The organism is Kitasatospora sp. NPDC032150, assembly GCF_055579945.1.
This window is the reverse complement of record NZ_JBVIMH010000006.1, coordinates 1-13756: the sequence shown is the minus strand read 5'-3', so window position 1 is coordinate 13756 and position 13756 is coordinate 1. Positions and strand designations below refer to the sequence as shown.

Annotated in this window: 7 protein-coding genes and 1 pseudogene; 5 read left to right on the top strand and 3 right to left on the bottom strand. The window is 74.5% G+C overall.

Translation table 11 applies throughout. From position 1 onward, the window contains the following. Positions 1-19 precede the first annotated feature (19 nt). The gene (locus tag ACZ5ON_RS09375; protein WP_465587989.1) at positions 20-1441 is read right to left on the bottom strand and encodes an MFS transporter; all 1422 of its coding nucleotides are present in this window, start codon (positions 1439-1441) and stop codon (positions 20-22) included. Positions 1442-2618: 1177 nt separating this feature from the next. Between ACZ5ON_RS09375 and ACZ5ON_RS09370 the strand changes: the two genes are divergently transcribed. From ACZ5ON_RS09370 to ACZ5ON_RS09360, 3 genes are all read left to right on the top strand, one after another. Further along, positions 2619-4688: an asparagine synthase-related protein gene (locus ACZ5ON_RS09370; RefSeq protein ID WP_465587986.1), complete on the top strand. Its 2070-nt coding sequence runs from the start codon at positions 2619-2621 to the stop codon at positions 4686-4688. 165 nt (positions 4689-4853) lie between these two features. Then, the gene (locus tag ACZ5ON_RS09365; protein WP_465587983.1) at positions 4854-5348 is read left to right on the top strand and encodes a universal stress protein; all 495 of its coding nucleotides are present in this window, start codon (positions 4854-4856) and stop codon (positions 5346-5348) included. A 113-nt stretch (positions 5349-5461) separates the two neighbouring features. Continuing rightward, positions 5462-6190 carry a DsbA family oxidoreductase gene (locus ACZ5ON_RS09360; RefSeq protein ID WP_465587980.1) on the top strand — a complete coding sequence of 243 codons (729 nt, stop codon included), beginning with the start codon at positions 5462-5464 and terminating at the stop codon, positions 6188-6190. Positions 6191-6205: 15 nt separating this feature from the next. On the opposite strand, the gene ACZ5ON_RS09355 is transcribed toward ACZ5ON_RS09360, so the two are convergent. Continuing rightward, positions 6206-8431: a sigma-70 family RNA polymerase sigma factor gene (locus tag ACZ5ON_RS09355; RefSeq protein WP_465587977.1), complete on the bottom strand. Its 2226-nt coding sequence runs from the start codon at positions 8429-8431 to the stop codon at positions 6206-6208. A gap of 283 nt (positions 8432-8714) precedes the next feature. Continuing rightward, a complete protein-coding gene (locus ACZ5ON_RS09350; RefSeq protein ID WP_465587974.1) occupies positions 8715-10061 on the bottom strand; it encodes a TetR/AcrR family transcriptional regulator in 1347 nt (448 codons plus the stop codon). Between the two features lie 381 nt (positions 10062-10442). Between ACZ5ON_RS09350 and ACZ5ON_RS09345 the strand changes: the two genes are divergently transcribed. Together ACZ5ON_RS09345 and ACZ5ON_RS09340 are read left to right on the top strand one after the other, a co-directional pair. Next, complete coding sequence (locus tag ACZ5ON_RS09345) at positions 10443-11801, top strand: NAD(P)/FAD-dependent oxidoreductase (RefSeq protein WP_465588674.1); 1359 nt, start codon at positions 10443-10445, stop codon at positions 11799-11801. Positions 11802-12137: 336 nt separating this feature from the next. After that, positions 12138-13421, top strand: a pseudogene (locus ACZ5ON_RS09340) (PP2C family protein-serine/threonine phosphatase); the annotation flags it as partial. Positions 13422-13756: the final 335 nt, after the last annotated feature.

Sequence of the window (13756 nt, the reverse complement as noted above, 5' to 3'; positions counted from 1 at the left end):
TGTTCCCGTAAACACGACACTACGCCGGCGCCACCAGCACCAGTCGCGCCCGCTCGGCCAACTCCCGCACCCTGCGCTCGTCCTGGAACGGTTCGAGGTGGCGCAGCAGCTCCGCCACGTAGTCGCGGCTGCGCTGCGAGGAGATCCGGCCGGCCACCTCGACCGCGCGTTCGCCGGCGGCGACGGCGGCGTCCAGGTCGCCCGCCTCGGCCTCGGCCATCGCCGAGACCACCAGCCGCAGGCCATGGGAGCGGACGAAGCCCTCGGTCGGACGGGCCAGCGCCTCGCGGGTGAACTGCCGGACCTTGGAAGGGACTCCGAGATCGCGGAAGCACTCGGCGGCGTCGGCGGCCAGCCGGTCGTAGGCGTAGAAGTCGATCCACGCCGGATCGGGATCACCGGAGCGCGAGCGTTCGAGTGCGCCCTCCGCCGCTGCGAGCGCGGTCGCACACGCCTGCGCGTTGCGGCTCTTCGCCTGGGCCCGTGCCTCCACCAGATGGAAGAAGCTCATGGTGCGGGCGGTCGCCAGCCCCCGGTTCCGCTCCAACGCGGCCTGGGCCAGGTCCACCGCCTCCTCGGCGAAGCCCCGGTAGCTGGCCTGCAGGCTCATCGAGGCCAGCACGTAGCCGCCGAGCGGGACGTCGGCCGCCGCGCGGGCGAGCCGCAGCGCCTGGATGTAGTACCGCTGGGCGGCCTCGTGCTGGCCGGTGTCGAAGGCCATCCACCCGGCCAGCCGGGTGAGTTCGGCCGTCGCGCCGAACAGCGCCCGCCCGACCGCGTCGCTGTACGAGGCCAGCAGCAGCGGCGCCGCCTCCACCCGCAGGCACTCCGGCACCATCGAGGAACGCCAGTCGCCGCCGCCGTACTTGGAGTCCCAGCGACGGGCCTCCTGGGCCGCCTCGCGCAGTTTGGCGGCGTCCGAGTGGCCCACCCGGTAGCCGGTCAGGTCCGGGGTCCGCGCCTCGCGGGCCACCGAGCCGTCGGCCGGGGTGATCAGCCAGCGCGAGACCGGGGTGGCGTACGCGGCGACCGAGAAGGTTCCGGCCAGGCTGTCGCTCCACCGGCCGCCGCCGGGGCCGCGACGCAGGTCCAGGTCGACCCGCCACAGGTCCGTGGCGGAGCGCACCGCCTCCGGCACCTCGCGCGGGAAAGCGAGGCCGAGTTCGGGGGTCGGGTCGGTGTCGCCCAGGCCGATCTCGTCGAGCGGGACGGGGCGGCCGAGCTTGCTGCCGATCGCGGAGGCGATCAGATGCGGTACCGGGCCCTGCGGGATCATGCCCTTGCCGACCCAGCGGGCGACCGAGGTCTTGTCGTAGCGAAGCGTCAGTCCGCGTTGCGCGCCGAGGTCGTTGACCCGGCGCGCGAGGCCGGCGTTGCTGATCTGGGCGAGGGTGAGGAGCGCGCCGAGCCGTTCGTTCGGCCCTCGTGAGCTGATGGTCATGGTGGCGGCGGCACCCCCTGGCGGCGTCGTGCGGCGGCTGGGCTTCGGTGGTTTTTCGCGGTGTGCTTCGGTGGTACTTCAGTAGTGCCCGGTGCTCCCCGCCGGTCAACCGGCGCCGTGCGGGCGGTACTCGGGCGGCTCCTCGATGGTGCTCCCGGCGGTGCGGTTGCCGCGGTGCCGGGGTGGCTCGGGGGCGACTTCCGTCGGCCGCGGCGGTGGGTGGGGCCGACGCGGCGTGGTGAAGTCCGCTCGGGGTGCGGAAAAGCGGTGCACTGAGCCTGGACGGTGCTTGCACCTAGAGTAGTCGTCCGGGTTCCGAGGGTTAAGAGCCTGCATTCCGGATGGCGGGATCACGCACTGTCGGCGGCGGTTCCGGGGCGGCCCGCCGCAGGCCCGGCACCGGGGGCCGCACGCCGCGGATCGCCGTGCTCCGGTCCTGTGCAGACGTGCGCCCGGCTGTGCCCCTTGGCCGGAGCGGCAGGTGGGCGATTCGCTGGTGTCCGTGGGTCGGCCCGTCGTCGAGGACCCGGCGGGCCGGGGGACGCCGCCGCCTCCATCCCCGCGGGCGGTGGTGGGTCCGGGAGGGCATGCGGATGCCCTCCCGGGCAGTGCGACGCCTTTCGGCCATCCGTCGATGTCCATGCCAGAAGGCCGCGCGAGGGCGGTTCCGGGCCACGGAGGGGGAGGCCCGGCCCGCTCCCCGTCCCTTTCGGACAGGCCCCACGTCCCGCTCCAGGGTGTTCTGCGGGCGACGGCGGCCAACCCGGATGGATCCGGTGGCACCATGTTCTCCAGACGGTGCGTCGACGTCTGGCGGTGGAACGGCGTACCTGGTTCCTCGTCAGGCGGAGGCGTGATGCGGTGGCTCACGGGCTGGAGCGGGAGCGCGTCCACGGTGAGCGCTGCCGCGGTACGTGGCGTGCGCCAGGCACCCGGTAGCGGAACGCAGGCGCGTTCCACGGCACGCACGTCCGTTGGCGCATCAGGAACGGGCATACCCTCAACTCCCGTTCTCCCGCCTGCCGCCACGGCACACACCGCGGCCTCCGCGCCCCCGAGTGTCGTCCGTCCGCTGGCTGCCACCACCCTCTGGTCCGGGCCCAACCCGCTCTGGGCGGTTGGCGACTGGCGTCCCGAGGAGATCCGCCTGGTCACCCTCAGGCCCGGCGCGCCGGTCGTGGTCACCAGTGCTCCGAGCGCACCCGAGGCCACCGAGGAGGACACCCCGGCCACCACCCGTCTCGCGGTCGTCGGCCACTGCGCCGCCTCCGACGCCGAACTCGCCGCCGGCCTGGCCGCCGCCCGCGGCGGCGCGGTCCGCCACCTCACCAGCTGGCCCGGCAGCTACACCGTGGTGCTGCGCACCGGCACCCGCAGCACCCTGGTGCTCACCGACCTCGCCGGCGCACTCCCGGTGTTCCACGCGCCCTGGTACGGCGGGACGGCGTACGCCACCGCCGCTCTCCCCCTCGCCGACCTGATCGGCGCTCCGATCGACACCGGCCACCTCGCCGCCCGGTTGGCCTGCCCGGAATCGCCCGAGGCGCTCGGTACGAGCACCCCCTACCTGGGCGTGCAACGCGTCCCGCCCGGCCACGTGCTGGGCATCCGCGGCGGGCGGCCCCACACCGCCCCGTACGAGCCGGAACCCGCCCCCGGACGGCGCGAGGAGGCACCGGCAGTGCGCGAACTCACCCGCGCGCTGCTGGAGTCCGTCCGCTGCCGGGTACGCACCTCGACACCTCCCGGCGACCGCCCCCGGCTCGGCGTGGACCTCTCGTACGGCACCGCCTCCGCGACCGTCGCACTGCTCGCCGCCGCCGTACCGATCGGGCCCTCCGCGGCCCCCGCCGGACCTGGGCCCTCCCGCCCGGCTGCCGCCGCGCGGAGCGGCGCGGTCAAGGGCTCCTGGGCCCGCCCGGCGGCCGCGGTGAGCCGCCGGCAGGCCGGGGAGCAGCCCGGTGGCGAACCGCTCACCGCCGTCACGGTCGCCGAGGACGGCCTCGACGGGGCCGATGGGGCCGACGGCACGAGCGCGGGCGCAGGCACCGGCGTGGGCGACCACAAGGTGGCGCTCGCGGTGGAGGCCCCGCGCCTGCGCCATGTCGTGCTGCCCCCGGTGCTCCCGTACGCCGGACTCACCGGACCCACGGCAGGCTGCGCCGAGCCGACGGGCTCCACCGCACCGCCCGGTCCCGGCGACCCGCCGCCGGGACCGCTCACCGACGAACCCGGGCCCGCCCTGATCGCCACCGCCCGCCTCGACGGCCGGTTCAGCCTCGGCGGCGCAGACCACCTCACCGGCTACGGCGCCCGGCACGTCCTCGACGGCCACCCGGCCCGGCTCGCCGACCTGGTCAGGGACGGTCGCTCCCGCGAACTGCTCTCCCCGGTGGCCGCACTGGCCGGGACCGACCTCGCCACCGCGGGCGCCTTCGACGGCGCCGTCCGCACACCCGTCGGCGTGCTGCGCGCCGCGCACCGGCTGGCCAGGGCCCAGTACGCCGAGGCCCTCGACGACATCGCGGTCCGGCTGGTCGCCCGCCGCCCCGCCCGGCGGGGCCGGACGGCAGGCGAGAGCTCGGCCGCCGACCTCGCCTGGTGCGTCCCTGGTCCGGCCGCACGCTTCCTCTCCGACGACGCCCTCTCCGCCGTCGCGCAGCGCCTGCGGCTCGCCGCCCGGGGCCCGGTGCCCACCGAACAGCCCGGCGCCCGCCGTGCCAGGCTCGCCCTGCACCGGCACGCCGCCGGGTACCGCACCCTGCTGCAGGCCGCCGAACAGCACGGGCAGCGGCTGCACGCGCCCTTCCTGGACAACCAGGTCGTGCGGGCCGCCCGGCTGCTGCCCGACCGGATACGGCTGCAGCCCGGCGCACGGCACGCCCTGCTGCGATCCGTCCTGGCCGGCGCGGGCCGCACCGACCTGCCGGCCGACTGGGGCCGGGGACCGCGCCCGGACCGAACCGGCGCGGCCCGCACCGGCCTGCGCCAGGCCGCCGACGGGATCAGCGAACTCTTCCAGAGCCCGCTGCTCGCCGAGGCCGGCCTGATCGACCTGCCCGCCGTCCGGGCCGCGCTCGCCCGCGCCGCCGACCCGTCGGCCGACCTCCCGCCCGGCACCCTGGCCGGCCTCGCCGAGCTGGTGGCCACCGAACTCTGGTTGCGCCGCGTCCACGCCCGCCGCCACGGCTCCAGCTGGACCGGCCTCCCCCAGCCCGACCGGCCCGCCCTGCCGCGCCCGGCCTGACCGGACCTGACCGACCGGCACGGCACACCCCGCAGGCGGGGGCCGTCGGGAGCGTGGCACCGGTCCCCCGGCTCGACGGCATACCCCTTCTAGTCCCCGGTGGGTGCTTCCGTCCGGCTTCGCGGCGGTCGAGCATGATGGAGGAACCCGTCAGAGGAGGCCCGCGTGCCCGAACCCCTCCCGGTGCTCGGTGCGCCCCCCACCGCCGATCCGCCCGGTGTGCTGGCCGCCTGCGACGGCTCGGACGGCTCGCTCTGGGCGCTGGACCGCGCGATGACGGAGGCGCAGTTGTTCGGCCTGCCGCTGTACGTCCTGGCGGTGGCCGACCCGTCCCCGGGCGGCTACCCGCCGGGCATGGCCGACCTGGTGCGGGAGAGCGTCACGCGGCTGACCGCCAGCACGGCCGACGGGCTGCGCAGGTCCGTCGCCACCGTCCAGGCGGCCCGTACCCGGCCCTACACGGGGGCGCTCTCGCTGCACGTGGTGCTCGGCAGCGTGATCGAGGTACTGCTGTCCTGCACCCCGGGCCAGCACACCCTGGTGGTCGGCGCCCGGGGGAACGGCGCTTTCCCCCGGCTGCTGCTCGGATCGGTGAGTACGGCGGCCGTCCACCACGCGGCCTGCCCGGTCCTGGTGGTCCCGGCGCCGCCGGCGCGCTGACGCCCGTGCCCCGCTGGTTCCCGGACACTCCCGGAGTGGGCGGGAATTCCCGCAGGTCACGGATGGTTCACCCGTTTCGGTCAAGCCCCGCCCCGCGACAGGAGCCGTACGTCATGAAGGTCGAGATCTACTCGGACATCGCCTGCCCCTGGTGTTTCATCGGCAAGCGCCGTTTCGAGCAGGCCCTCGACCGCTTCCCGGGCGGGGACGAGGTCGAGGTGGTCTTCCGCCCGTACCAGCTGGTTCCGGACGCTCCCGAGCAGGCGACCGGGCACCGCGCCTGGCTGGCCGAGCGCTACGGCCCGCAGTCGGTCGCGATGGACGCGCGGGTCACCGAGCTCGGCAAGGCGGACGGCATCGACTACGACTTCGATGCCGCGCTGCACGTCAACACCTTCCTCGCCCACCGGCTGCTGCACCTGGCCGAGACCGAGTACGGCGCCCGCAAGCAGGCCGAGCTCAAGGAGAGCCTGCTGAAGGCGCACTTCAGCGACGGCGTGGACGTCGGTGACCGGGAGCGGCTCACCGAGATCGCCGTCGCAACCGGCCTGGACGGTGCCCGGGTGTCCGCCTACCTGGCGGGGGACGAGGGCGCCGCCGAGGTCCGCGCCCAGCTCGCCGAGGCCCGTGCACTCGGTATCACCGCCGTGCCCACCTTCGTCTTCGAGGGCAGGTGGGCCGTCCAGGGCGGCCAGGAGGCGTCCACCTTCCTCCGGGTCCTGGAGCAGGTCACGGAGCAGATGGCCGGGCAGGCTGCCGAGCAGGCCGTCGCCGAGGCCGTGCAGCCCCGGTCGGATGCCGCCGGGACTGCCGACTGCGCGGACGGCACCTGCGCGATCTGACGGCCGACCGGGTGCTCAGCCGCAGCTGAACCGCGCGTCGGCCCAGTCCGCCAGGGTGAGCAGCCCCCAGCCGTCGTGCACCGGGGTGACCACCAGCCGGATCGTCCGCCGGCCGTCCAGCGGGACCCGTACCGGGACGGGGTCGTCGCCCTGCGCGAACTCGGCCGAGCGCCACAGCGTCGTACCGTCCGGGTCCTGGACGCTGAAGACGACCTTCCCGAACCGCGCGGTGAGGTCGTCCAGACCGGCGACGGCCCGGAAGGACGAGCAGCCGCGGTTGAGGTCCACGGTCACCGTCGAGAACGGGTGCATGCTCAGCCCGTGCCGGTAGCGCTGACCGCTGATCCAGACCTGGTCGCGCTGCCAGACCCAGTCGGTCGCGCCGTCCCGGATGCTCGGCTCGGCCGACGGCCGGCGGTCCGAACCCTGGCTGAACGGGAGGTCGTTCACCCAGAAGTCGGTCGACGGCGGCGGTGACGGCTCGACGGTCGGAGCCGGAGTCGGAGTCGGAGTCGGAGTCGGTTCCGGTGCCTCCGGGGGCGTGGTCGGTCGGACGGACGGTGCCGGGGTGGGCGACGCCGGCCGCTGCGGGCTCGGCGACCGCTCCACGCTCGGTCCGGGAGCCGGCGTCGCGACGGCGGCCCGGCTCGGCCGGGGCGTGGGTTCCGCCGCCTTCCGGCTGGGGACGGGGGCGGGCGTGGACTCCGGCGCCGGCGGGGCCGAGGGAGTGCCGGACGGCGTCGGGCTCGGCTTGGGTGCCGCAGGCGGACGCGCGGGCGAGGAGACCGCCGGCGCGGCCTTGGGCTCCTTCGGCGTGGGCGAGTCGGTCAGCGCGTAGGCGGCCACCGCGGCCGCGGCCACCGCGACCCCGGCGGCGATGCCCGCCTTGGCGACCACCCCGAGGCCCTCACCGGCGGCAGCCCCGCCGCCTCCGCCGCCTCCTGACGTCCCGCCGGCCCCGGCGGTGCCCGCGGCACCACCGGCTCCGGCTGCGCCCGAGGTACCCGCCGCCCCCGTGCCGGCCCCACCACCGGCCGCAGCGCCGCCGGCCACCGTCGCCGCACCGGCGGCGCCCAGGCCGACCGCGGCCGCGGCCGCCGTGAAGTACCCGGCCCCGACCCAGACCAGTACGCCGCCGGGCAGGATCGCCCGCAGCCCGGTGTTGATCTCGGTCAGTTCGAGGTAGGCGGCCGTGCAGCGGTCGCACTCCCGGACGTGCCTGCCCACCTCCGCCGCGCCCCGCTTGCGCAGCGATCCGCGGGCGTACGCGCCGAGCCGGCTGGCGTACGTCTCGCAGTCCCGGGTCTGGCTGCCCGACACATGCGCCTGCAGGAAGGCGGCGGCCAGCCGGTCGCGGGCCCGGTGTGCCTGGACCGCCGTGGCGTTGGCGGTCTTGCCGAGCATCACCGCGACGGTCTTCGGGGACTCGCGCTCGACCTCGGTGTGCCAGAGCACCACCCGGTCGTCCTCGGGGAGTCCGACGAAGGCCTGCATGACCATCCGCTGGTCGGCCATCGCCATCGCCCAGGCGTCCGCGCCGGGGTCGGCCAGGTCGAGGTCCACGGTGGCGGGGGAGGTCTGTGCGAACGCGCCGAAGTCGTCGACGAGTTGCTCGCGCCGCTCGCTGCGCGCCCAGGCGGTGGCGACGTTCCGGACCGCCGTCAGGAGGTAGGCGCGGACCGCGAAGTCCGGGCCCTTGCCCGAGCGCAGGGCCTGCAGGGTGCGGGCGAAGGCCTCTCCCGCCAGGTCCTCGGCGGTGAAGTTGTCGCGGCAGCAGGTCCGGGCGTAGCGGCGCACCGCGTCGGCGTGCCGCCGGTAGATCTCCTGGTACGCGCCGTCGTCGCCGGCCCGTACCAGGGTGGTCAATTCGGCGTCAGAGGGCGGCCGTTCACCGTCCACCGGGTCGGCGGGGGCCGGTACCACGGCGCGGGTGACACCGTCCGCGGGCGTGCGCCGGTCCCGGCCGCCGGCGACGAAGGCCTCCGGGGTGACGCCGCCCTGCCCGGCCGGTGCCTGTCCGGGCACTCGCCCGGAGAGCGACTCCCGGATCGGCGCACCGGCCTGGTCCGGGACCTCGCCGACCCCATGGCCGGGTACCCGGCCAGTCTGTTGATGCGGCGTCTGCTCCGGTGCCGGCTTCGGCACCTGGGGCGGCTGGGACGACTGGGGCGGGGTCTGCTGCGACGGCTGCCCCGGCAGGTCGAGGCCGTAGCCGTGGTCGTTCTGCTCCTCGGCGCTCAACGCGGCCTCCAGCGCTCGGCACGGCCCAGGGCGCGGACGCCGCCATCGCTCGGCGAGCCGCCGTTCGGTGAGCCGTGCCCCCCGGCGCGACCGCAGGGAACGGTGCGCTGATCCGAGGGCGCATCCTGGTCACCCACAGTCGGGCGAACTGTACGCAACGGGACAATGGCTCCAACCACGGCCAAAGAATGGCATAGTGCGGCGGCCACCGGTAGCCGACCGTCCGCGCCCCACCGTTCCGGGCCGCCTTCGGTGGGTGTGTTCGGGTAGGAACTGTGGCGTGTCAGCGGGCCCGTAGACCGTTCAACAGGATTTGCAGCAGCCGGTCACCTGGGGAATCCTCCGTCAACTCCCCGGCCGCCCGGCCGTCCGGCTCGCGCGCGCCGGTGCCGCGCTCACCTGCGGACCCGAGACCGCCGGAGCCGAGACCGCCGGAGCCGAGACCGCCGGAGCCGAGACCGCCGGAGAGGGCCGCCGCGCCCGGGGCCGGATGGCCCTGGCTCACATGCACCGGTACGGCTGCGGTCAGCACCAGCACCACGTCCGACACCGTGACTCCGGGCCGCAGTTCACCCGCCGCACCGGCCCGTGCGACCAGCGCCGCCAGCAGGTGCAACAGCAGCCTGGGGTCGGCGTCGTGGGCCGGGTGGGCATCGGCCTCCGCCGCGCGCTGCTCGGGCACCCACGGCTCCGTGAACCCGAACTCCCCGACGCGGCGCTCGCCGCCGCCCTGAGCACCGAAGCCCGGCCGGACCGGGCTCTGCGTTCCGAAGCCCTTCGTCCCGAACCCGTCCGGTCCCGGGTGCGCTGCCTCGATGCCCTGCGGGGGCGGGAAGCCCGGGGTGCCGAGCCGCTGTTCGGCGAAGTACTGCTCCGGCGCGGTGTGCTCGGGCAGCCGCTGCTCGGACGCGTGCGGTGCGGGTGACTTGCCGAGCTCCTCCGCGTAGCGGAACGCCGAGGGCGGCAGCAGCCGGCCGGCGCCCGAACCGACCGCTCGCGCCAGGTAGCCGGCCAGTGCCTCCCACGGCCCGGCGCTCCCGTACAGCGACTCGCGCGCCTGCTCGGTCAGCCACGTGACCTCCTCGGCCGCGATCCGCTGGACCAGCACCTCCTTGCTCGGGAACCGCCGGTACACCGTGCCGACCCCGACCCCCGCCCGCCGGGCGACCTCCTCCATCGGTGCGTCATAGCCGAGTTCGCCGAAGACCTGGCGGGCCGCGCGCAGCACGCTCTCCAGGTTCCGGCGGGCGTCCACCCGTAGCCGGGAGGGGGCGCCGGCGCGCGGTGAGTCCTCGGATGCGCCGTAACCGCCGTGTACGCCCGGGGCGCTTGTGGTGTCATTTGCGCCGTACGCGCCCTGCGTACCGTATGCGCCCTGTACGCCGTGCGCGGCGGAGCCGCACAACTCGCGTGCGCCGGGCCCGCGCTGCTCGGGCACGACACCGCTGGCCGTGCCGAGCCCTCCGGGGCCGTCCGGTGCACCGCTACCGCCAGGGTCCTGCCCGGCGCTGTGCAGGCCGGCCCAGCCCGAAGAGATTCCGCCGAGACCACCGGTGCCGTCGAGACCGCCGCTGCCGTCCCCGGTTCCCGGCGCCACCTGGTGGCCGAGCACTCGTTCCTGATCCGTCATCCCAAAACCTCCCCCCGCAGGCGCCCGGCATCGGGCGTCGCTGCCTGGCCAGTTCGCACCCCCCGGTGCGCGCAGTTCCGCCGCCCGGGACAGGGCGGCCTTCCTGGATCACCCTTCCCCGGTTGGCCCTGACGCAGTCGGCCATCACGGTGGTTGGCGTCGGCCGATTCCGGGCTGGCGCACAATCCGACCATAGTTCAAGGAAGTTCGGGGGAGAAGTGGCCCTAAAACCGGATGCCAGGACAGATCTCGCCCATCCGTAACGGAGCATTCCGTACCACTTCCGGCACGGCCTGTGGACAAAACCCTCCCCACAGGGCGTCATGGATCGGGGAATCAGGTCACATCGGCAGCCAATCGGCAGGAGGTGTCCTCATCAGGATCCTGATCGTCGGCGGCGGTTGCGCCGGAACGTCCGCCGCACTCCGTCTCCAGCAGCTGCTCAGGCCCCAACTCAACGACCGCCGGGCAGAGATCACCGTGGTCGAGCCGGAACCCTATCTGACCTACCATCCGCTGCTGGCGGAGGTCGCGGCCGGCTCCATCGACCCGAGGCACGTGGTCGTACCGCTCCGTCGGCTGCTGCCGCACTGCCGGGTCCTCACCGCCCGGGTCACCCGGATCGAACACGCCGCGCGCCGGGCCTGGATCGACACCGCCGCACGCGGCGAGCACGGCGCTCCCGCCGAACTCGCCTACGACCTGCTGGTGGTGGCGCCCGGTGCGGTCTCCCGCACCGCGCCCGTCCCGGGCCTCGCCGAGCACGGCCTCGGCTTCGCCACCGTCGGAGAGGCCGTCAGCCTGCGCAACCACGTGCTGGAACAGCTCGACCTCGCCTCCTCCACCCGGGACCCGGCCCTCCGCCAGGCGGCGCTCACCTTCGTCTTCGTCGGCGCGGGGTACGCGGGCGTCGGCGCGATCGCCGAGCTGGAGGACATGGCCCGCTACGCCGTCAAGGCCTACCACAACCTGGCCGTCGAGGACCTGCGTTGGGTGCTGGTCGAGGCGACCGACCGGATCCTCCCCGAGGAGTCCCCGGAACTGGCCGCCCACACCCTCGCCGAACTGCGCGACCGGAGCGTCGACGTACACCTGGGCACCACCCTCGACTCCGCCGCGGACCGGGTGATGACCCTCTCCGACGGCAGCCGCTTCGCCGCCCGCACCCTGGTCTGGACGGCTGGCGTCCGGCCGGCGCCGTTCCTCCGCGAGACCGACCTCCCGCTGGACGCCGTGGGACGGGTCCGCTGCCTGCCCACGCTCCAGATCACCGGCTCCGACGGCACCCCGCTCCCGGACGCCTGGGCCGCGGGCGACTGCGCGGCCGTGCCGGCTTCCGCCGTCGGCGCCCCCGCCGACCGCACCGTCGACCTTGCGGTCGGGGAACCCTGCGCCCCCAACGCCCAGCACGCGATGGCGCAGGCCGAGCTGCTGGCTGCGAACCTCGCCGCCGCGCTCGCCGGCCGTCCGCAGCAGCCCTACCGGCCAGCCCGCCAGGACTGCTCGACCTCTCTCGGCCTGCGCCGGGGCGTCGCGCGCACCAAACGCGGCCACCTCACCGGCCGTCGGGCCTGGTGGCTGCACCGGGCCCGCCATCTCCAGCGGCTGCCCAGCCTGGACCGGCGCGTGCGGGTGCTGACCGACTGGCTGCTCGGTGGCCTGTTCAACCGGGAAGTGGTCTCGCTCGGTTCGATCGAGCACCCGCGCGCGGAGTTCGAGGCGGGCTTCCGGGAGCACTGAGACCGGTCGGACCGCTCCGCCGCACCCGGTCCCGGCCGGGCGAGTCGATCGGCGTGCCCCGGGCCGTAGATCCGTTGGACCGGTCCGTCGTTCACATTTCCGGCCGCGCTGTCGGCGGAGCCGGCGATCGACCGGCGGCGGAACCGGTCTGCTGATCTGCGCCACCCTTCTCGTGTGGCGGCCCCGTGGCGGGCCGTACGCGCCGCAATGGTCATACGACTTCCGAAACCGGGTCCCGGCCTGACAGGATCTGCCCAACCGCGTCATCACGACGCGTGTCGATGTACGCACGAAGTGTGATTGTCCGTCTGGAAACTGACCGAGGAAGCGGCCGAGTTGAACCTCATGCGCTGGAGCGCCCGGCTCACCGGAGCCCCGTGGCGTGCCGCTCCCACCACCCCGCCCGGCGATCCGATCACCGTCCCGGCACCCCGCGACCCCAGTGCGACACCCGGCCTGCTGGATCCGCGCGACATCCAGGACCTGTACGACCTCCGGGACGTACTCGCCCGGCTCCCCGCGCCGGTCGCCGTCACCTACGGTCCGCAGCACCAGCTCGGCTACGCCAACCGCGCCTACCGTGAGCTCTTCGGGGAGCGCGCCAACGGACTCCCGGCCTGCGAAGCCCTTCCCGAGCTCACCGCGCTCGGGGTGCTCCCACTTCTGGACCAGGTCATCCGCAGCCGTCGGCCGCGCAGCGTCAAGGCCCGCTGCATCCTCGGCCTCAGCGGCAACCGCTACTACAACATCTCCTGCGTACCGTTGGGCGGCGGAGAGGAGAAGGCGTCCCCGGCGAGGACATCCCAGTCGAAGGCATCTCCGGAAGGGCGGCCGGCCCCGGTCGGCGTCCTGGTCTTCGCCGCTGAAGTCACCGACCAGGTCCAGGCCGCCAGCCGCGTCCGCGAGGCCGAGCGCCGTCAGCGGGAGGCCGCGGTCACCCTGCAGCGCAGCCTGCTCCCGCAGAAACTCGAACAGCCCGCCGACCTCCGGGTCGCCGCCACCTACCAGCCCGGCGGAGCCGACGCCGCGGTCGGCGGCGACTGGTACGACGTCATCGGCCTCGGACGTGGTCGGACCGCACTCGTCATCGGTGACGTCATGGGCCGGGGCCTACGCGCCGCCGCGGTCATGGGCCAGCTGCGTACGGCGGTCCGTGCCTACGCCCGGCTCGACCTGCCGCCGCACGAAGTCATGACCCTGCTCGACGGCCTCGCCATGGAGATCGACGCCAACCAGATCGCCACCTGCACCTACGCCGTCTGGGACCCGGCCCCCGGCACCCTCCTCTACGCCTCCGCCGGCCACCTCCCCCTACTGCTGCGCTGCCCCGACGGCACCGTCCTGCGCGGCGAGGAGCAGAACGGCCCACCACTGGGCACCGGCGGTGGTAGCCACCACTCCCACACCCTCCGCCTCCTCCCCGGCACGACCGGTGTCCTCTATACGGATGGCCTGGTCGAACGCCGCGACGAGGACATTGACCAGGGCCTCGACCTGCTGGCCCGCACTCTCGGCGGCGCCATCGGCGACCCGGAGATCGTGTGCGCCCGCCTGCTCCGAGCCATGGGTGTCACCTCTGAGCACGACGACGACGTCGCGGTCCTCGCCTTCCACGTCCCGCCGGCCGTGAGCCCCGAGCCGCTCCTTGACTCGACCGAAGCAGAGGTCTAAAGTTCTTCGAGCTGCCTGGCAGGGAGCACCGGACACGCATCGGCGCGGACGGTCCCGAGGTGGCCAATCCTCTGAAACACCACTTCTTCTGTTCGGGCTGGGTCGCGCCTTGTCGCGGCTCGGTGCGAATTGTTGTGTGTTTTTCTGGATAGCGGCCGGGATTCGCTTTGTGGAGCGGGGATCGGCTAAGGTTTGAAACGTCGGACGGGCCGTCAGGTCGGGTCCGGTGAAAAGCCTCCTGAAAGCCGGGAAGCGCGAAAGACGGGTCAGAGGGATCTGATAGA

What these genes read in the sequence shown, in the direction of transcription:
- ACZ5ON_RS09375 (WP_465587989.1), bottom strand. Translation starts at nt 1,441, where the DNA reads ATGACCATCAGCTCACGAGGGCCGAACGAACGGCTCGGCGCGCTCCTC.
- ACZ5ON_RS09360 (WP_465587980.1), top strand. Translation starts at nt 5,462, where the DNA reads ATGAAGGTCGAGATCTACTCGGACATCGCCTGCCCCTGGTGTTTCATC.
- ACZ5ON_RS09350 (WP_465587974.1), bottom strand. Translation starts at nt 10,061, where the DNA reads ATGACGGATCAGGAACGAGTGCTCGGCCACCAGGTGGCGCCGGGAACC.